Origin of the sequence: Bacillus sp. KICET-1 (assembly GCF_027721405.1) — a bacterium.
Taxonomy (GTDB): domain Bacteria; phylum Bacillota; class Bacilli; order Bacillales; family Bacillaceae; genus Bacillus; species Bacillus velezensis.
In genome coordinates this window covers 1,163,913-1,182,492 of sequence record NZ_CP113515.1, presented here as the reverse complement: position 1 = coordinate 1,182,492, position 18,580 = coordinate 1,163,913, and the positions used below count along the sequence as shown (strand labels likewise).

Here is an 18,580-nt window from a genome sequence, read left to right as displayed (position 1 = left end):
CTATGATAGACGCGGCCGGGCGAATTGTTTGTCACAATATGAGTGAAAAAACAAACTAGTTTTCAGAAGTTTTGTTGAAAGCTGATGGAAATGACCTGAAAAATGGAAAAGCCGATAAAAAAAGTTATACACACCTTATCCCTTGGTTAAGCACAGCTTAAACACAGTGTATATCCACATATCCACAAACTCGATCTATATTTTGTATAGGAACATTCGTTCCCAACAATATATATACACAAATTTATTCAGTTATACACAGAATTCTGTGTATAACTCCCTCCTTATTCACAGACCAATTTCCATAAATGAGTCATATGTCACAAGGATTATTTTGAATTTTCAAGAAATATATACTAGATTTCTAATTTAGATAAAGAAAAAGGGGGAAACACGATTGAAAAAAGGAATCATCCGTTATCTGCTTCCGGCTTTTGTCTTATCCTTTACCTTATCCACAAGTTCACAGGCTGCGCCGGCTTCAAAACCGCAAACTCCTGATCTTGAGAAGGCTGAGGTGTTCGGTGACATTGATATGACCACCGGCAAACAAACGACAGTCATCGTGGAGCTGAAGGAAAAGTCACTGGCGGAAGCAAAGGAACTCGGCAAAGCACAGACAAAAAGCAAGCTGAAAAGCGAACGCTCAAAAGTGAAAAAGAAAGCGCTCAAAACCATTAAACACGGAAAAATCAACAGGGAATATGAGCAAGTGTTTTCCGGCTTCTCCATGAAACTCCCGGCAAATGAAATCCCCAAACTGCTGAGTGATCAGGATGTCAAAGCGGTTTATCCGAATGTCACCTATCATACCGATCAGCTCAAAGATAAAGACATCACCCTATCTAAGGATGCCGTGTCTCCGCAGATGGATGACAGCGCGCCTTATATAGGGGCAAATGACGCGTGGAAGCTCGGCTATACGGGTAAAGGCGTCAAGGTTGCCATTATTGATACCGGTGTCGAATATAAACACCCTGACTTAAAGAAAAATTTCGGACAATATAAAGGATACGATTTTGTGGATAACGATTACGATCCTGAAGAAACGCCGTCCGGTGATCCGAGAGGCGCGTCGACTGACCACGGAACCCATGTCGCGGGCACGGTAGCGGCAAACGGAACGATTAAAGGCGTCGCGCCGGATGCTACACTCCTTGCCTACCGTGTGCTCGGTCCGGGCGGAAGCGGAACAACGGAGAACGTCATCGCCGGCATCGAACGCGCCGTACAGGACGGAGCGGATGTCATGAACCTTTCTCTCGGCAATTCTGTGAATAACCCAGACTGGGCGACAAGCACGGCGCTTGACTGGGCGATGTCAGAAGGCGTCACGGCCGTTACATCAAACGGAAACAGCGGGCCGAACAATTGGACCGTCGGCTCTCCGGGAACGTCCAGAGAAGCCATCTCCGTCGGAGCGACCCAGCTGCCGCTGAACGAGTACGCCGTCTCCTTCGGTTCCTATTCCTCAGCGAAAGTAATGGGCTACAACAAAGAAGATGACATAAAAGCACTGAATAAAAAAGAAACAGAGCTCATAGAGGCGGGTATCGGCGAGCAAAAGGATTTTGAAGGCAAAGATCTGAAAGGAAAAGTCGCTGTCGTCAAACGGGGCAGCATCGCCTTTGTCGATAAAGCCGACAACGCCAAAAAAGCGGGCGCGATCGGTATGGTTGTGTATAACAATGCCCCGGGAGAAATTGAAGCCAACGTACCGGGCATGTCAGTGCCGACGATTAAGCTTTCATCAGAAGACGGCGAAAAACTCGTCAGCCAATTAAAAGCGGGCGGCACAAAAGCGACATTCAATTTATCCGTGGCTAAATCGCTCACTGAACAAATGGCAGACTTTTCGTCACGCGGTCCGGTTATGGACACGTGGATGATTAAACCTGACGTCTCCGCTCCCGGCGTAAACATCGTCAGCACCATTCCGACCCATGATCCGGCCGACCCGTACGGCTACGGATCGAAGCAGGGAACGAGTATGGCTTCCCCGCATGTAGCCGGCGCAGCTGCCGTCATCAAGCAGGCCAAACCGAAATGGAGCCCGGAACAAATAAAAGCCGCTCTCATGAACACCGCGGAAACCTTAACGGACGCGGACGGTGACGTATACCCGCATAATGCGCAAGGCGCCGGAAGCATCAGAATCATGAAGGCGATCAAAGCAGACTCCCTTGTCGCCCCGGGAAGTTATTCTTACGGAACGTTTATGAAAGACAAAGGCAATGAAACGAAAAAAGAAACCTTTACGATTGAAAACCAATCGTCCATCAGAAAATCATATCAGCTCGAGTACTCTTTCAACGGCACGGGCATTACCGTTTCGGGCACAGACCGGGTCGTGATCCCCGCTCATCAAACCGGAAAGGTCAATGCGAAAGTAAAGGTCAATGCCAAAAAAGTAAAGGCAGGCACCTATGAGGGAACCGTCACAGTGCGTGAAGGCGGAAAAACAGTCGCAAAAGTGCCGACGCTGCTGATTGTAAAAGAGCCGGACTATCCGCGCGTGACGTCAATCGACGTGCACGACGGCACAACGCAGGGAACCTACCAAATTGAAACCTATCTTCCGGCGGGAGCTGAAGAGCTTGCCTTCCTTGTATATGACAGTAATCTTGACTTTGTCGGCCAAGCCGGCATTTATAAAAAGCAGGATAAAGGCTATCAATATTTCGACTGGAACGGCAAAGTCAATGGTGACACCGCACTGCCGGCAGGAGAATATTATATGCTGGCCTATGCCGCGAACAAAGGGAAATCAAGCCAGGTGCTGACTGAAAAACCTTTTATCATTGAATAACCGAACAACCCTGCTGGAGCATCAGCAGGGTTTCTTTCTGATCATTCGGCAAAAGCTTCTCGAAGCAGGCGGTATGACTGAAGTTTATCTTCAAAATGATGAGTAATGGTTACAGCCATCACTTCTTCTGTTCCGTATGCTTTACTGAGAGCCAGAATCTGTTCTTTCACTTGCAGCTTCGTTCCGATGATCATTCGATTCCGATTATCGGCAATTCGTCTTTGTTCATACGGTGTATACGTATTTCCGCGGACGGTTTCGTAAGACGGTACGCCGTGAAGCGGAATCCCCTGTTCACCCGCAAGCAGTGTATAATCCATGACAGCCGCGAGTTCCTCCGCTTTCTCCTCCGTATCCGCGCACAGCACAAACACCGCCACGGCCGTTTTTGGTTCTTTTCCTAATGCAGAAGGTTTAAATCTGCGCTTATATTGTGCCGTCGTGCTTTCTCCGCCTTCTCCATTAATAAAGTGGGCAAACATATAGCCTGCTCCCGTTTCTGCGCTCAGAAGCGCGCTTTCCCCCGATGAACCGAGAAGCCAGACTTCCGGCGCCGTCTTAATAAGGGGTGATGCGGTCAGATTCGGAAAACGGTGATTGTCATCGGCTGCATCATGCAAATACATCGCCAGCTCACGAATCTGCTGCGGATATTGATCAGCATTCCGCTTCCCGCCGTCATTCAGCGCCCATGATGCGATCGGCATTCCGCCCGGCGCCCGTCCCAATCCGAGATCGATTCTGCCCGGCGTCAAACCTTCAAGCACGCGGAAATTCTCCGCCACCTTATATGCGCTGTAATGCGGAAGCATGACACCGCCCGATCCTACACGAATCTCATTCGTTTTCGCCGCAATATGGCTGATCAGCACTTCAGGGCTTGAACCCGCCAACCGCTCTGAAAAATGATGCTCTGACACCCAAAACCTCTTATATCCGAGCTTTTCCGCCTCCTGCGCCAGTCTTACTGTATTCCGCAGCGCGCTTTCCGCGGAACTCCCTTCTGATACAGGAGATTGATCTAATATGCTTAATGAAATCATCACTGTCACCTCATCAACATCGTACCACTGCTAAGCCGTTTTTTCTTTCTGTATGCTTATAAGCATCCCTGATGATAAACATTTATATACCTTGTTCCATTTTGTCGAAATATGTTACACGTGAAACATAAAAAAACCTCTCCCGGTCAGGAGAGGTTTTTTCTTAATTCTTTTGAAAACCTTTATCTTTTACATATTGATTCAAATAGGTTCTCGGTTTTTGTTTCATGAACTGCAGGATTTGATCAGACCACGTTTCAATCCGCTTGCCGTTTGTCCGATTATCATAATAAGCGGAAATGGTTTCATCATATTCCTTCATATAACTGCGGAAGTGTTCTTCATTCGTATCGTATGTGTTTTCATGATATACGGCTTGTTTCGGCAGGCGCGGCTTTTGACCGGACGGATGAGCGGGATGACCGACTACCAAGCCGAACAGCGGCAGCACATGGTCAGGCGTTCCAAGCACTTCCGTCACCTGATCAAGTTCATTTCGAATGCCTCCGATATAACAAATGCCAAGTCCCATTGATTCCGCGGCAACACTTACGTTTTGTGCGGCAAGTGCGGCATCAATGACGCTGACCATAAACATTTCCGTATTCTCAAGAAGCTCGGTAATGTTTTCGCCTTTTTCCTCAGCAAGTTTTTTATGGCGGTACAAATCAGCGCAGAACACAAACAAGTGCCCGTTATTTTCGACGTAAGGCTGGTTTCCGGCCAGTGCCGCCAGCTTCCGCTTTTTCTCTTTATCGGTTACACCGATGATGGAGTAAGCCTGCACGTAACTGGACGTTGACGCCGCCTGGGCGCTTTTCACTAATGTATCTATCTCTTCTGCTGTCAGAAGCTCGTCAGTAAATGATCGGATCGACCGATGATTAAGTATAGTTTCGATGGTATTGTTCATATAAAAGCCTCCTTCTTTATATATCATATCCGAAAGGGAATCATGTCAAAAGCGAAATGCTCTAAACAAAAAAAGACAGCCCGAAAAACGAGCCGTCTCACATTAAGAATTGAACAAGTAGCTTTTATATTTCGTCAGCTGCACACTTGCGTTATATACGATCCCGAAGCTGATTAATGTAGAAAGCACCGAGCTCCCCCCATAACTGACAAACAGCAGCGGAATACCGGTAACCGGCATAATGCCGATATTCATCCCGATATTCTGGAAGGTGTGAATCACGATAAGTGCAGTAAATCCTACGCAAAAAAACGCGCCAAATCGGTTAAACGCATGCAAGCGGTCAATCAGCACCACAAGTCTGTAAATTAAAAAGAAAAACATGACAACCGCAATGGCGCAGCCTAAAAATCCAAAACTTTCACCCAAAATCGCAAAGATAAAGTCGGTCTGTCCCTCAGGTACGTACACCTTCAGATTATGAACGCCGTTTCCGGTAATGCCGCCCGATCCGATCGCCATAACGGCCTGATCCACCTGCCAGCTTTTATCGCTCTCTGCCTGAGTCGTTGCCGCACTGGAGTCAGACATCCACGATGTAATCCGGTTAATTTGATAATCCGCAATGCCGATTGAATTCGCCACATGGGGAAATTCAATCACGAGAACTAAGAAAAGGCCAAGCACAAGCGCGGCCGAACCGCCGATGATGGTGATCAGCTTCCAGTTTACACCCGACATAAACACCATCACCATAACGATAAACAGACAGATCGCACCCGTTCCGGCATCCTGCAAAACGATCAGCCCGAGCGGAATGACCGTCCATGCCGCAATTTTCAAGAGCAGATTCACATCTTCCCGAAGTGATCTTTGATCCTTCGGGCCCGCCTTCGATATAATGGACGCGACCATCATCATAATTCCTATTTTCGTAAACTCAGAGGGCTGGAGGGTAAAGTTTCCGATTTGAAACCAGCTCTTCGCTCCGTTTTTAATCGGCGCGATGGATTCCGGCGCCACACGCAAAAGGAGCAGCGACAGCACGCCGGCAATCAATACGTACAGACTCAGTTTTTCAAGCTGCTCTAAATCAAAGTACAGCAATAATCCGATGAATCCCGCACCTATAACATAGAAGACAATCTGTTTCATCCAGGCACTGCCTCCGTACTGCCCGAACTGTCCGGCCGCATAAATCGCCGCAACACTAATTATTAAAAACACACCAAATATAAAAATCAAATCCCCCTGATAATAGGGATTTTGCTGTTTCTTATATCGACTCATTCTATCCCGCCTTACATTTTCATCGGAAGTCACTATTGTTTATTATACATGAACACCGTTCAAGAAAACATGATGAGGTTGCTTCCTTTTTATTTTTTACGGTTTGGGGACTACACGACATATGACGTGTCAGAAAAGGAAATGTTTCGGTCATGATGAAACTTTTCCGATAAAAAACCCCTTCTCGTCAGAAAAGGGGTTTCAGCTTATGTTTAACGTCATAACCAAGCTGTTCGGGTTCTCTTTATAATGTGCAAACGGATCACAATATTGAAACAACCCGGCTTTTTCATACAGGCGTCTGGCGGGGAGAAAAGCCTCCATAGAACCGGTTTCCAAGCTGATCCGCTGATAGCCCCGCCGCCTTGCTTCTTCAAGCATATGGCGGAGGATCCGGTTGGCTGCGCCTTTTCTGACATGATGCGGAGAGGTTTTCATTGATTTGATCTCACCGTGCCGGCTGTTTAGCTTCTTTAAGGCACCGCAGCCGAGCAGAATGCCGTTTTCCCTCGCACTCCAAAACGTAACGTCAGGCTGACGCAGCCGGTCCGCATTGAGCGCATGTATACTTTCCGGAGAAGAATGCATGGTCATGCTCTTCAGATGATCCTGCAAAAGCGCAATGACATCCGGCGCTGTGACATCTTCTTTCCTTACGTCCACTTCAAACCACCCTTGCTGTGCATGTTTCTTTGACCATAGCAAAGGTTCACAGCCTGCGCCATTCCATTGTCCGGAAATGTGACAGGGTATTTGGCCTTTCCGGTTTCTTGTACCTATCCAAAAATGAAGCAATAGTTGCAATACATTTCTCGAAAAAGCGGTATCAAAAATTGGAAAACATGGTATAATAATTGTAACAAAATGTTCAAAAAACGACCACAAAACAGACACATTTTATTCTCTGTATTTCATTTTGGAAACGCTCCCATAAAATGAAAGGAGACACGTAAGATGGACATGTTTTTTGCTTATTTACTGGTCGCAAGCGCAACACCCCTCTTTATCTGGCTGGATAACAAAAAAGTGGCTCTTTCGGCCATACCGCCAATTATTCTCATGTGGGTTTTCTTCTACTTTTACGCAACCAGCAGCCTATCCCCTCTCGGCCATACACTCATGATCATCCTGTTTGCCGCCAACGTCATCGTTGCCCATATCGCCGCCTTTATCATTTACGGCCTTCCGCGCCTGCGCCGGAGAAGAAGCCAATAAAGGCACAAAAAACCCTCTTCGCATAAACGAAGAGGGTTTCTTTTTATTCCTGATGTTCGGAATGTTGCTTCGCACCGCCAGGAGGGTTTCCATCCATATGGTCACCGTGATGGTAGTGCGCCGCAAAGATCCAGATGGAACCAAGGATGATAACAATCGCTCCGAAAAATCCGAAGAGCGTGTTTCCGACTTGAATTCCGCCGTTTTCGCTTTCTGTCATGTGCATGAACATGAGAAGCTGAAGACCGGCTTGGATAAATGCGAATCCGAAAATGATCCAGAGTTTTGCTGATGGGCTTAATTCCGTATATACCGCAACCCAAAGGGCCAGCAGGGTCAGAATAATAGACAACGCAAAACCTACGATATGCTTCCACGGAAAGTGGCTGTGTTCAGCAGATTTGTTTGCCATATTATAGTCCCCCCAATCCGATGAGATAGACGCCTGTAAAGATGAAGATCCAAACAACGTCTAAGAAGTGCCAGTATAAACTTGAGATAAAGATTTTTGAAGACGTCTGCGGCGTTAATCCGCGTTTCTTCAATTGCAGTAAGATGCCGGCAATCCAGAAGATACCGATCGTTACGTGCGTTCCGTGCGTTCCCAGAAGGACGAAGAATCCAGACCAGAAAGCACTTGTACCGAGAGATGCTCCTTCATGTACATAGTGGATGAACTCGTTAAGCTCACATCCGACGAAGCCCGCGCCGAGAAGAAGCGTAATGATCGTCCAAATGACGACGCCTTTTAAACTTCCGCGACGCATTTCATGAACAGCGATCCCGCAGGTGAAACTGCTGATCAGAAGCAGGAATGTCATGATCATGACAAGCTTCACTTCAAATAATTCAGCCGGTAAGACTCCTCCTGCTGTTCTTCTTTGAAGAACGAAGAAGGTTGCAAATAGTGTTGAGAACAACACAATCTCTGCCCCTAAAAAGATCCAAAACCCGAGAATATTGAGTCTGCCGGTTTCAGATTGATATTCCATAGGCGCGTTAGAATTGCCGTGTTCTGCATGTTCCATAAATCACGCCTCCTTTATTCGGAAATCTTTCTTTCCGTCTCTTTTATTTCTTCAACAGGTATATAGTAGCCATTGTCATATTCAAATGAACGAAGCACCATGCAAAGCAGAATGCCGATCAAGCCGACAATGCCCATCCAGAACCATTCAAATACAAGTCCGAAGCCTGCAATACCGAACGCCACTGACATAATAAGCGGTCTTCCGGAGTTGTGCGGCATATGGATTTTCTTGAACTTGCTTTCCGGATGAATATCCGTTTTGTCTTCTTTCAATTGCAGTAACGCATCTTGAGATTTCACTTCAGGAAGCACCGCAAAGTTGTAATGCGGCGGAATCGCAGATGAAGTCGCCCACTCAAGCGTACGTCCCACGCCCCATGAATCTCCGCTGATCTCGCGAGTAGAGTAGCGGAAGCTGTAGTAGATGTTGTAGCAAAGGATTAAGAATCCGACACCCATCATGAAGGCTCCGACAGTTGAAATAAAGTTCAATGCAGTCCATCCGTCATTCGGTCCGTAAGTGTAAATACGGCGAGGCATACCTTGCAGCCCCAAGAAGTATTGAGGGAAGAAACATACATTAAATCCGATCATAAAGATCCAGAAGAACCATTTTCCGATTCTTTCGTTCAGCTTGTGGCCGAACATTTTCGGATACCAGAAAATAAATCCTGCGAAACATGCAAATACCGTACCCGCGATCAGCACATAGTGGAAGTGAGATACGAGGAAGTACGTATTATGGTATTGATAATCCGCTGCAGCCATCGCAAGCATAACCCCTGTTACCCCGCCGACAACGAAGTTCGGGATGAACGCAAGCGCCCACAGCATCGGTGTTGTAAAACTGATTCGGCCTTTATACATCGTAAAGAGCCAGTTAAAGATTTTAACCCCGGTCGGAACCGAAATCGCCATCGTTGTAATCGAGAAGAAAGAGTTAACAGACGCACTGTTCCCCATTGTGAAGAAGTGGTGAGTCCATACAAGGAAACTCAGGACGGAAATGGCGATAATTGAGCCGACCATCGCTTTGTAACCGAATAACTGCTTTCTTGCAAACGCTGAAATAATTTCAGAGAAAATACCGAATGCCGGTAAGATAACGATATATACTTCAGGGTGTCCCCAAATCCAGAACAAGTTAGCCCAAAGCATCGGCATACCGCCGGCTTCCAGCGTGAAAAAGTGAGCGCCGAACAAACGGTCAAATGATAACAGCGCCAATGCCACTGTCAAAACAGGGAAGGCGAATACGATAATAACCATTGTAATCAGCGTCGTCCATGTGAACATCGGCATACGCATCAGCGTCATGCCTTTCGTACGCATTTTCAGGATCGTCACCATAAAGTTGATACCCGTCATCAGCGTACCGATACCGGCAATCTGAAGACCGAGCAGGTAGAAGTTCTCACCAGGCCCGGGACTCATGTCGTTGCTTGCCAGCGGCATGTAACTCGTCCAGCCTGCGTTCGGAGAACCTCCGATAACGAAAGAAATATTGAAAAGCATCGCACCTACGAAGAACGTCCAGAAACTCAGGTTGTTCAAGTAAGGGAATGCTACGTCGCGCGCACCGATCTGCAAAGGTACGACAACGTTGATCAGACCGATTAAAAACGGCATCGCCATGAAGATAATCATGATCGTACCGTGAGTCGTAAAGATCTCATTATAGTGGTTTGAGTCTAAAAAACTGTTATTAGGAAGCGCTAACTGGGCGCGCATCATCAAGCCGTCGACCCCGCCGCGGAACAGCATGATAACAGCAGAGATAATGTACATGATTCCAAGTTTCTTATGGTCTACAGACGTAAGCCATTCAGACCAGAGCCACTTCCACTTTTTGAAGTATGTGAGTACAACGATGATAGCAATAGTGGAAAGCGCAATGGAAACTTGTGCGCCCAGAATTAATGGGTCACCTGTTACAAAAAATTCATCCCATCTCAATTTCATTCGGGCTTCCTCCTTTCTTGTTCAATTTCAATCTTGTTTATCGTCGGATACTTTAAATTCGTTTTTCTTTACATTTTCCCACGGATCTGTTTTAGAGTGCGGTGATACGGCTTTGTAGCCAAGGCGTTTGCGCGCCTCCATCGCATATTCGGCATCTTGGCCGTGGTCAACGTATTTTAAGTGTGTAGAAGAGAACGTTAATTTTCCGACATTCTCCGGAAGCATCAGTTCGTCATACTTCTCTTTCGTCAGCTTTGGAGAATCGCTTTGGGCTTTTTTCACCCAGCTGTTAAAGTCTTTTTGCGTAACAGCTTTTACGTTGAATTTCTGGTCGGCAAAGTGTTCGCCGGTGAAGTTCGCGTTGCGGCCTTCATATGTTCCCACTTTGTCAGCCTGTAAGTATTGATCCATCAGCATTCCCGCCATCGCGTATTTTTGTCCCCCAAGCTGAGGAATCCATAGCGATGCCATTGAATCGGCTGAAGAAATTTTAAATAAAACCGGACGGTCTACAGGAATGTTCAGGTAGTTAACCGTCTCAATATCCTGCTCTGGGTAGCTGAATACCCATTTCCAGTCTACCGAAGTAGCATAAACAACAAGAGGCTCTTTATCCTTTGTCGCTTCAGGCGCTTTTTCTAACGAATATATCGTCTGTACGGTAGGCACAGAAAGTGCAATAACAATTAAAATTGGGATCACTGTCCAGACTACTTCTAAGAACGTGTTGCCGTGCATCTCGGGCTTGTAATTTCCGCTGTCTTTGCCTTTGCGGTCGCGGTATTTCACTAAAATGATTGTAAATAGTACGAATACGACGCCGACAATGAACAGCATAAATCCGATTGACAAGAGAATCAGATCTTTCTGCTGGTCTGCTACAGGTCCTTTCGGATCTAAAACGGAAATGTCGCTGCATCCGCCCAGTACGAAAACAACAGCCAACATCGCTAATAAAAGTAACGGTTTAAATGCTCTGAACAAGAAGATCACCATCCTTCCTATTGATGTAGTGAATCTGAAATGTACTTTCTCAAAATCTTTTCTCTATCTACCTTGTTATGCTATCAAAATCTGCCCTTATTAGCTTTATTTTTTTCTAAAGTTCATCTTTTTTTCGACCTAATGTCACAAAATCGTCAAAAAATGCATGAACTTTTTCCACTTGCGCAAATCAAACATAAAAAGTTTTAGATCATTTAGCATATATAGAGAAAAAAGATAGTGAGAACGAATAATACCAAATAAAGGTTTACCATAATAAAAATCGCTGGTCAACAAAAAGTTTCATTTTGTTAAACATTCTACAAAAGAAATATTTTTTCCTTTGCTCACACCTTTTCACACGGTTTCCATTTTAACGCAACGCATTGTGAAAAAAAAGACCGGAACGCGCCTTGATATGTTCATTATAAAAAACGCATTCATATGTTTAATATGGACAAAACGAAGGAAACATATAGGCATAAATAATAAAAAATAGGAAGTGATATTTATGGGTTTTATCGTATCTCTGATTGTCGCTATTATTATCGGCTGGATCGGAAGTTTATTTGTAAAAGGCAGTATGCCCGGGGGAATCATCGGGTCAATGATCGCCGGTCTGATCGGCGCATGGATCGGGCACGGACTGCTCGGCACATGGGGTCCTCACCTTGCCGGCTTTGCCATCATTCCGGCAATCATCGGAGCTGCGATCGTGGTATTCTTATTCAGCCTGATCGCCAGAAGCAGAGGATAAAAAAAAGCCTCGTCCCTTATGGGATGAGGCTTTTTTCCGGTAGAGCGCCCAAATGGCGGATAAACCGCCGGAAAGCCGCTCTGCCTTCTTCTGTCTGTTTAAAGACACCGGCATGCTCCAGTATCCGCGCAAAGGCATGGCCGATTTCCTCTTTCAGAATCTGTTCCGCGTTTTCTTTCGTTATCTTCCGCTTATGCAGCACACTGAGCGCCCAATCTTTATGCTTTGCCGCAGAAGGGCCTGCCGTTAAGACCGCTTCCGGGTCCGGTGAGCACAGCGCTTCAGCCGTGTATTTCATTTCTTGTTCAAGGCGGCCCGGCAGAATCGCAAGCCCCATTACCTCAATCAGTCCGATATTTTCTTTTTTCAGGTGATGAACTTCCTGATGGGGATGAAAAATTCCCAGCGGATGCTCATCAGAGGTGCGGTTATTTCTGAGGACGAGATCTAATTCGAATAAACCGTTTCTCCGCCGGGCAATCGGCGTAATTGTATTGTGCGGTGTTTCTCCTGAAAAGGCGAGGAGATCAGCCGCCTCATCGGAATAACCGCGCCACGCCCGCAGGATGGCATCCGCCGCGCCGGAAAGCTCAGACGCGCTCTCGCTCTGCAGGCGGATGACCGACATCGGCCACTTCACAATTCCCAGCACCGTTTTCGGATAGTCAGGCAGCCTGTACCGGCTTTCTGTCTCCGCCCGCGCCATCGGGAATTCATAATGGCCTCCCTGAAAATGGTCGTGGCTTAAAATACTGCCGCCGACAATCGGCAGATCAGCATTGGAACCGAGAAAATAATGAGGATACTGGCTGACAAACGACAGCAGCCTGTCAAACGTTTTTTTGCTGATCTTCATCGGTTCGTGCCGGTCTTTCAAAACGATGCAATGCTCCCGGTAATACACATACGGAGAAAATTGCAGAAACCACTGCTCATCGCCGAGAATGACCGGAATGACACGAAGGTTTTGACGCGCCGGGTGATCCGGTCTCCCCTCGTACCCGACATTTTCTTTACAAAGAACACATCTCGGATAATCGGATTGAGGCTGCTCTTTGGCAGCGGCAATTGCTTTCGGATCTTTTTCCGGTTTTGAAAGGTTGATCGTGATGTCCAGCTTTCCGTAAGCCGTCTCAGCCGTCCACCCGACATTCCGCTGTATTCTGTCCGAACGGATATAATACACATCCTCTAAAAATTGGTAAAACGCCTTTGTCGCCTGCTCCGGCCCGTGCACCGCCTTTGTTTCTTCAAAACGACGGACAATCTCGGACGGCTGCGGGGCAAAACAGCCCATGATCTTCGCGCTCAGCAGGTCGCGATAGGTGTCTGTATCGGCTGCCATCCGGCCCGTTTCTGCCGCCCATTCATAAATCGGGGCCAATATGTCCGGCAATGATGCCGCCGATTCATTTTCTTTCTGTTCTGAAGCCTCCGGATGGGTAATATGCAAAGTTTCGTATAAACGGTTTCTTGTATATTCAATATCAAGAAATGAAATCAGCTCTTTTTGCAATCCGTACCGGATTAAACGTTCCACGTGCCGCTCAATTGCCATCGTCATCCCCCTTTAGTTCTCTCGCTCCGGCTCCGACACCCGCCGTGTAAAAGTCAGCTTTTCTCCCTGTCTTTTCCTCATAGCGGGCCCCTGCCGTTTCAATAAAATCCGAAACCGCATCGTCCTTGACGATACTGACTGTACAGCCGCCGAAACCGGCTCCCGTCATCCTTGATCCGATCACCCCGCCGTGGCGCCAGGCCGCTTCAGCCAGTGTATCCAGCTCATGACTCGTCACCTCGCAGTCATCGCGTAAAGAGAGATGCGAATCCCTCATTAATTCACCGATATGATGAAGCTGATTGTTACTGAACATGTCGGCGGCCTCTATTGTGCGGTGATTTTCATAGACGGCGTGTTTTGCCCGGCGTCTGTTCACTTCATTCTGAATCAGCTCCGCATGGGCGTCAAAAGCGGAAGGGGTCAGTTCTCCCAGTGATTGAACGGAAAGATGCTTCTGAAGATCACAAAGCGCTTCCCCGCACTCCTTGAGCCTCGTATTATAGCCTGAGTCTGCAAGCGTTCGTTTTTTATTGGTATTTGCAATAACGATCGACAGCCCCGACAGCCCGAGTTTTGTATATTCAAAACTGAGCGTCCCGCAATTCAGCAGAATCGCATGATGTTTCTTTCCCATTCCGATGGTGAATTGATCCATCATTCCGCAGCTGACGCCGATAAAGGAATTTTCCGCCGACTGAGCGAGCTTCACCAAGTCGAGCATATCCGCCTCAAGCTCATGGCATTCCTTGAGAATGACCGCCGTAACAAGTTCAATGGAAGCCGAAGATGACAGCCCCGCGCCGTTCGGGATGTTTCCCCAGAACACAATATCGAAGCCGTGCGGAAGGGAAAAACCGCTGCCGAGACATTCCGCCATGACCCCTTTCGGATAATTGGCCCACCCGTCCTCTTTTTGATAGCGGATATCATCGAGACTGCATTCCTTTATGCCCGCTTCTTTAAAATTATGAGAGTACATTCTGACGAGCCTGTCCCCTCTCTCCCGGACAGCTGCATATGTACCGATTGTCAGCGCGCACGGAAAGACGTGGCCCCCGTTATAATCCGTATGCTCTCCGATGAGATTCACTCTGCCGGGCGCAAAGAAAATGCGCAGGTCCTCCGATTCCCCGAATACATCAGCAAACGCTTTCTTTATTTTGTGCTTCATACGCATCCCCTTTCACCATTACACTTTCCCCCGGGGCGCGGAAAGAAACCGTTATGACACGCCCTCTTCTTTCGCTTTTCTGAAGACAATCCACTTGCTGGCCGCATAGTTGACGACTACGATAATGACGTTATCGGCGATTTTCGCCAGCGTTTCGTTCATATGAAATTGACTGACCAGAAGAATCATCATGGCGAGATCGATGGCGAGAGACAATACCCGCACGCTGAAAAAGGCCGTCAATTCTTTCATCAGACTCCGCATCCCCGCGGTCTTTTGCTGAAATACATACAGTTTATTCGTGACATATGCAAATAGAACGGACAGAACCCAAGCAGCGACAGTCGCCGCCTTGTAATCCATCTCAAATGCCGACGTCAGAAAGTAAAAACTGACGATATTCACGATGGTCGTGAATATCCCCATAATGATATACATCATAATTTCTCTGTAACGCATGGCAGTTCCTCGCTTTCTGAAAGACTTTTCTAAACCTTTTGTCAAATCAAGAAGAACGTTACCCTGATTTTCTGCCGCTGACAAAAACATAAAGCGCGTCAAACATGCTGCGGAAAGTAACCGGCCTTCCCAGCACATTGGATTGCTTAATCATCCCGTCGATGAGCGCGCACATCATTTTAGCGGTATGCTCGGTATCTATATGGTCTTCTATTAAATTTCTCGATTTGAGCCAATTTATGTACATGGTGCTTTCTTCTATCCATAACTTATAAAGACGGATATAAGCTTCATATTCACTGACGACTTTGTAAGTAGGCATATGAACGGCAAAAGACACAACATTCCAGGCAGGCTTGCTGTTTACAAACCGCATCAACAGGCTGGCCGCGCTTGCCGCAGCTTCACAAAGCGTCAACGGCCGCGCGGTTTGCTTTTCTAATTCGTCGAGATAGCCGGTGATGATCCTTTTTTTAATCTGACGCCTGTCTAATAAATGCTTCAGAAAATCTTCCTTGCTTTCAAAATGAACGTAAAACGCGCCTTTGCTGAAACCCGCCGCTTTACTGATGTCATCGATTGAGACTGAATCGTAAGCTCTTTCAATCAGGAGATGAAGGCCTGCGTCAATAAAACTTTCAAATGTTTCTTCTCTCTTAATTTGAAATTTGTTTTTTTTCATTTTTTACCCCAGCTGTTTGATCATTCACTTTATCTTACACCGAATCATTCTTTTGCGGTATTTTTTATGCAAAAAGAATATGCTAGTCGACGCTTTGAGGGTATATGTTAATAGGTCATATGATTTATTTTTATTTGCATACTATCCAGTCAGTATTTATTTGTTTATTATTATATGTAAGAATTCTTGAAGGATTTTGGTTATTTCAGTCATTTTCTTAGGGAATAGGTAGGTGAATTCATCTTCAATTTGGGATTACCGGCCAACTATGTGTGATATTTGTTATACATTGGCTGCTGTAGCTGGGCAAATCAATTTTTCAATTGGAGGTTCTTATGAAAACTCATGTAATGAAAGATATAGATCAAGATTGGCAATTGTTAATTCAAGAGGCTAGAATCATGGGTTTGCACATTGACGATGTGAGGCGCTTCTTAAATACTGAAAAAGCGGTGAAGAAAAAAACACCAATGAAAAACACCATCCGCCAGCGGTAAGATTTACAGGCGGATCCTTTTACTATATGACCTGCCACAGTCCGCCCGCACCCGAGTTTTCAAAGGAACATCCGCAATAAGAGGGGAATCAGAGAACAAACCGTATACCGGACAACCATTCCCGTCCGTATTCCGCAATTGAACAGCCAAACATGGTGATATGAGATCCCCCCGCTGCATATCTTGTGTATATGCCCATTTATGAGGTGATACACAGATGGATACGAATCCCTATTATGATGAAAAACAACAGAACTACTACGAAGGCCTGAATCCTTATTTATTGAACAAAATAGACGAAAACTGGCGGACAGTGCTTGATGTCGGCTGCGGCACAGGCAATTTAGGAGCGGCGATCGAAGACCGCGGAATAACGGTTTACGGCATTGAAGCGTATCCCGAAGCCGCAAAAAAGGCGGAAAGCAAATTGAGCCACGTGCTTTGCGGCGACATTGAATCCGCCATTCTTCCGTACGAATCAGAGCAATTCGACTGCATGCTGTTCGGAGACGTTCTGGAGCATCTTGTCGACCCGTGGTCAGTGCTGAAAAAGCTTCGTCCTTATGTAAAAAAAGACGGCACGGTGCTTGCATGCATACCGAATGTCGGCCACATCTCAGTCGTGCTGGAGCTTTTAGCCGGCAAATGGACTTACAGTGACGCCGGATTAATGGATCAGACCCACCTGCGTTTTTTTACCCGGGAAGAGACGCTTTCATTATTTAAAGCCGCCGGCTATGAGGTGAAACGCATTGAGGCGATCCGCGTTGATCACCCTTCTTACCACAAAGCCATCGCATCATTGCACGAAGTATGCGTACAGCTTGGCATAAGGCATGACTTTATGACAGAAGCATCGGCCTATCAATATGTGATTGAGGCCGAGAGGAGCATGTAATGGATTCACATTCATTTCTGTTTGTCGTCTGTGTGAATGATGAGTCGCTGTACTCCCGGTGCAAGAGCCATATCATGCAGCTTACCGTCCCCCCTTCATACTCCGTTGATATCATGCCGATATACGATTCAGCAAGCATGGCCTCGTCCTACAACAAAGCGCTGAAACACCCCTCCAAATATAAAATTTATCTGCATCAGGATACTTTTATCATTCATCAGCATATCCTTCATGACATGCTTCATATCTTTCAATCTCATCAGGAGCTCGGCCTTCTCGGTGTCGCCGGCTGCAAAACCTTGCCGCCGAACGGCATTTGGTGGGAAAGCGGACAGCGGATGGGAAAAGTGATTGAATACCGGGGGAATGCTTATCACCCGCTGGATTTTGAGCACGGTGATGAAGACGGCCTGTTTACGCCCGCTGACGCCATTGACGGCTTGTTAATGGCGGCTCAATATGACGTGGAGTGGCGGGAGGATTTGTTTCGCGGCTTTCATTTTTACGACACATCACAGTCGCTCGAATTTCAAAAACACGGCTATCAAGTCGGCGTCGCCTGCCAGAAAGACCCTTGGTGCCTTCATTTTTGCGGCGACTCCTTTGACGCCGCGGCATATGAAGCGGACAGACAAACATTTGTCAAACACTATATGGCAAAACCCTCTCGCTGATCGAGAGGGCTTTTTTCGGGTTAACGTTTATTCAGTTCCCGCTCAATGATTTGTTCAAAGGTTTCCTTTCCCGCCGCGCCAGGGATTCTCTCATCGCCGATGATAAACGTCGGCACTGCCGTAATGCCGGCTTCCTCATAAGCATGGCGGAGCGCTTCCTGCTGTACGTGTCTGTACGCTCTTGTCTCAAGCGCCTCTTTGAAGGCAGCACCGTCAAGTCCTGCTTCTTCCGCAAGCTTTGTCAGCACGCCAACGTCACCGATATTTTGTTCTTCCTGAAAGAACGCCTGAAAAACGCGTGTATGGTATTCGCTTCCTTTCCCATGTTCCTTTGCGAAATGAAAGCCTTCAAATGCCAAATCCGTGTAAGGATGCGGTGACACGCGGGGGAACGTGATTTCAACGCCTAACGACTGCGCCATCGGCTCAATGGAGTTTTTCCACATCTGCCGCTTGGCGGGATCATTCACCGGATCAAGTTTCGGCGAGGGGCTCGGACGCAATTCAAACGGCATCCATTCCACCTGTACGTCCTTGTCTTTGATAGCTTCTTCAAACGCCGTTTTGCCGACATAGCAAAACGGACATACATAATCCGAATATACTTTAATCTGCAGTGTCATTGTAAGTCTCCT

General features: G+C 46.8%; 19 protein-coding genes. 6 read left to right on the top strand and 13 right to left on the bottom strand.

The window, feature by feature from the left end; all coding sequences use genetic code 11:
• Positions 1-397 precede the first annotated feature (397 nt).
• Positions 398-2,809: a S8 family peptidase gene (locus tag OVA33_RS06045; RefSeq protein WP_025649409.1), complete on the top strand. Its 2,412-nt coding sequence runs from the start codon at positions 398-400 to the stop codon at positions 2,807-2,809.
• Positions 2,810-2,850: 41 nt separating this feature from the next.
• Here OVA33_RS06045 and OVA33_RS06040 read toward each other — a convergent pair whose 3' ends face one another.
• The 4 genes from OVA33_RS06040 to OVA33_RS06025 all read right to left on the bottom strand — a co-directional run bounded on the left by OVA33_RS06040 (position 2,851) and on the right by OVA33_RS06025 (position 6,718).
• A complete protein-coding gene (locus tag OVA33_RS06040; protein WP_017418656.1) occupies positions 2,851-3,852 on the bottom strand; it encodes an LLM class flavin-dependent oxidoreductase in 1,002 nt (333 codons plus the stop codon).
• 163 nt (positions 3,853-4,015) lie between these two features.
• A complete protein-coding gene (nfsA, locus tag OVA33_RS06035) occupies positions 4,016-4,765 on the bottom strand; it encodes an oxygen-insensitive NADPH nitroreductase (RefSeq protein ID WP_025649410.1) in 750 nt (249 codons plus the stop codon).
• A gap of 102 nt (positions 4,766-4,867) precedes the next feature.
• Complete coding sequence (locus OVA33_RS06030; protein WP_014419183.1) at positions 4,868-6,055, bottom strand: FtsW/RodA/SpoVE family cell cycle protein; 1,188 nt, start codon at positions 6,053-6,055, stop codon at positions 4,868-4,870.
• Positions 6,056-6,256: 201 nt separating this feature from the next.
• Complete coding sequence (locus tag OVA33_RS06025; RefSeq protein WP_128974140.1) at positions 6,257-6,718, bottom strand: GNAT family N-acetyltransferase; 462 nt, start codon at positions 6,716-6,718, stop codon at positions 6,257-6,259.
• 291 nt (positions 6,719-7,009) lie between these two features.
• On the opposite strand from OVA33_RS06025, the gene ywcE reads away from it, so the two are divergent.
• Positions 7,010-7,270 carry a spore morphogenesis/germination protein YwcE gene (gene ywcE / locus OVA33_RS06020; protein ID WP_007614574.1) on the top strand — a complete coding sequence of 87 codons (261 nt, stop codon included), beginning with the start codon at positions 7,010-7,012 and terminating at the stop codon, positions 7,268-7,270.
• A 43-nt stretch (positions 7,271-7,313) separates the two neighbouring features.
• Here the strand turns inward: ywcE and qoxD are convergent, their stop codons facing one another.
• The 4 genes from qoxD to qoxA are packed head-to-tail and all read right to left on the bottom strand — an operon-like array spanning position 7,314 to position 11,255.
• The gene (qoxD, locus tag OVA33_RS06015) at positions 7,314-7,682 is read right to left on the bottom strand and encodes a cytochrome aa3 quinol oxidase subunit IV (protein ID WP_014419185.1); all 369 of its coding nucleotides are present in this window, start codon (positions 7,680-7,682) and stop codon (positions 7,314-7,316) included.
• 1 nt (position 7,683) lies between these two features.
• Entirely contained in the window at positions 7,684-8,298 is a 615-nt protein-coding gene (qoxC, locus tag OVA33_RS06010) for a cytochrome aa3 quinol oxidase subunit III (RefSeq protein WP_003150930.1), read from the bottom strand.
• Positions 8,299-8,312: 14 nt separating this feature from the next.
• Complete coding sequence (gene qoxB, locus OVA33_RS06005) at positions 8,313-10,262, bottom strand: cytochrome aa3 quinol oxidase subunit I (RefSeq protein WP_007614578.1); 1,950 nt, start codon at positions 10,260-10,262, stop codon at positions 8,313-8,315.
• Positions 10,263-10,289: 27 nt separating this feature from the next.
• Positions 10,290-11,255, bottom strand: a complete 966-nt coding sequence (gene qoxA / locus OVA33_RS06000) for a cytochrome aa3 quinol oxidase subunit II (protein ID WP_012118744.1) — start codon at positions 11,253-11,255, stop codon at positions 10,290-10,292.
• Between the two features lie 502 nt (positions 11,256-11,757).
• On the opposite strand from qoxA, the gene OVA33_RS05995 reads away from it, so the two are divergent.
• Positions 11,758-12,003 carry a GlsB/YeaQ/YmgE family stress response membrane protein gene (locus OVA33_RS05995; RefSeq protein WP_003150926.1) on the top strand — a complete coding sequence of 82 codons (246 nt, stop codon included), beginning with the start codon at positions 11,758-11,760 and terminating at the stop codon, positions 12,001-12,003.
• Positions 12,004-12,019: 16 nt separating this feature from the next.
• Here OVA33_RS05995 and galT read toward each other — a convergent pair whose 3' ends face one another.
• The 4 genes from galT to OVA33_RS05975 all read right to left on the bottom strand — a co-directional run bounded on the left by galT (position 12,020) and on the right by OVA33_RS05975 (position 15,876).
• Positions 12,020-13,561: a UDP-glucose--hexose-1-phosphate uridylyltransferase gene (galT, locus tag OVA33_RS05990; RefSeq protein WP_065180322.1), complete on the bottom strand. Its 1,542-nt coding sequence runs from the start codon at positions 13,559-13,561 to the stop codon at positions 12,020-12,022.
• Complete coding sequence (locus tag OVA33_RS05985) at positions 13,551-14,735, bottom strand: galactokinase (protein ID WP_128974141.1); 1,185 nt, start codon at positions 14,733-14,735, stop codon at positions 13,551-13,553. Before OVA33_RS05985 ends, galT begins: the two co-directional genes overlap by 11 nt.
• A gap of 51 nt (positions 14,736-14,786) precedes the next feature.
• Complete coding sequence (locus tag OVA33_RS05980) at positions 14,787-15,173, bottom strand: GtrA family protein (RefSeq protein WP_042635745.1); 387 nt, start codon at positions 15,171-15,173, stop codon at positions 14,787-14,789.
• 79 nt (positions 15,174-15,252) lie between these two features.
• The gene (locus tag OVA33_RS05975) at positions 15,253-15,876 is read right to left on the bottom strand and encodes a TetR/AcrR family transcriptional regulator (RefSeq protein ID WP_014419191.1); all 624 of its coding nucleotides are present in this window, start codon (positions 15,874-15,876) and stop codon (positions 15,253-15,255) included.
• Positions 15,877-16,211: 335 nt separating this feature from the next.
• Between OVA33_RS05975 and OVA33_RS05970 the strand changes: the two genes are divergently transcribed.
• The 3 genes from OVA33_RS05970 (at position 16,212) to OVA33_RS05960 (ending at position 17,945) form a co-directional block, all read left to right on the top strand.
• Positions 16,212-16,373, top strand: coding sequence for an anti-repressor SinI family protein (locus tag OVA33_RS05970; RefSeq protein WP_003150917.1), 162 nt, complete (start codon positions 16,212-16,214; stop codon positions 16,371-16,373).
• 217 nt (positions 16,374-16,590) lie between these two features.
• Complete coding sequence (locus OVA33_RS05965) at positions 16,591-17,271, top strand: class I SAM-dependent methyltransferase (protein ID WP_014306063.1); 681 nt, start codon at positions 16,591-16,593, stop codon at positions 17,269-17,271.
• Entirely contained in the window at positions 17,271-17,945 is a 675-nt protein-coding gene (locus OVA33_RS05960; RefSeq protein WP_025649415.1) for a glycosyltransferase family protein, read from the top strand. Before OVA33_RS05965 ends, OVA33_RS05960 begins: the two co-directional genes overlap by 1 nt.
• Before the next feature lie 20 nt (positions 17,946-17,965).
• On the opposite strand, the gene OVA33_RS05955 is transcribed toward OVA33_RS05960, so the two are convergent.
• On the bottom strand, positions 17,966-18,568 hold the full coding sequence (locus OVA33_RS05955) for a DsbA family oxidoreductase (RefSeq protein ID WP_128974142.1): 603 nt from the start codon (positions 18,566-18,568) through the stop codon (positions 17,966-17,968).
• Positions 18,569-18,580: the final 12 nt, after the last annotated feature.

Coding starts and splice junctions, on each gene's coding strand:
- OVA33_RS05985 (WP_128974141.1), bottom strand. CDS start 14,735: ATGAAGCACAAAATAAAGAAAGCGTTTGCTGATGTATTCGGGGAATCG.
- OVA33_RS06040 (WP_017418656.1), bottom strand. CDS start 3,852: ATGATTTCATTAAGCATATTAGATCAATCTCCTGTATCAGAAGGGAGT.
- OVA33_RS05960 (WP_025649415.1), top strand. CDS start 17,271: ATGGATTCACATTCATTTCTGTTTGTCGTCTGTGTGAATGATGAGTCG.
- OVA33_RS05955 (WP_128974142.1), bottom strand. CDS start 18,568: ATGACACTGCAGATTAAAGTATATTCGGATTATGTATGTCCGTTTTGC.
- OVA33_RS06030 (WP_014419183.1), bottom strand. CDS start 6,055: ATGAGTCGATATAAGAAACAGCAAAATCCCTATTATCAGGGGGATTTG.
- OVA33_RS05975 (WP_014419191.1), bottom strand. CDS start 15,876: ATGAAAAAAAACAAATTTCAAATTAAGAGAGAAGAAACATTTGAAAGT.
- qoxC (WP_003150930.1), bottom strand. CDS start 8,298: ATGGAACATGCAGAACACGGCAATTCTAACGCGCCTATGGAATATCAA.
- qoxD (WP_014419185.1), bottom strand. CDS start 7,682: ATGGCAAACAAATCTGCTGAACACAGCCACTTTCCGTGGAAGCATATC.
- OVA33_RS05995 (WP_003150926.1), top strand. CDS start 11,758: ATGGGTTTTATCGTATCTCTGATTGTCGCTATTATTATCGGCTGGATC.
- OVA33_RS05965 (WP_014306063.1), top strand. CDS start 16,591: ATGGATACGAATCCCTATTATGATGAAAAACAACAGAACTACTACGAA.
- galT (WP_065180322.1), bottom strand. CDS start 13,561: ATGGCAATTGAGCGGCACGTGGAACGTTTAATCCGGTACGGATTGCAA.
- OVA33_RS05980 (WP_042635745.1), bottom strand. CDS start 15,173: ATGTATATCATTATGGGGATATTCACGACCATCGTGAATATCGTCAGT.
- ywcE (WP_007614574.1), top strand. CDS start 7,010: ATGGACATGTTTTTTGCTTATTTACTGGTCGCAAGCGCAACACCCCTC.
- qoxB (WP_007614578.1), bottom strand. CDS start 10,262: ATGAAATTGAGATGGGATGAATTTTTTGTAACAGGTGACCCATTAATT.
- nfsA (WP_025649410.1), bottom strand. CDS start 4,765: ATGAACAATACCATCGAAACTATACTTAATCATCGGTCGATCCGATCA.
- OVA33_RS05970 (WP_003150917.1), top strand. CDS start 16,212: ATGAAAACTCATGTAATGAAAGATATAGATCAAGATTGGCAATTGTTA.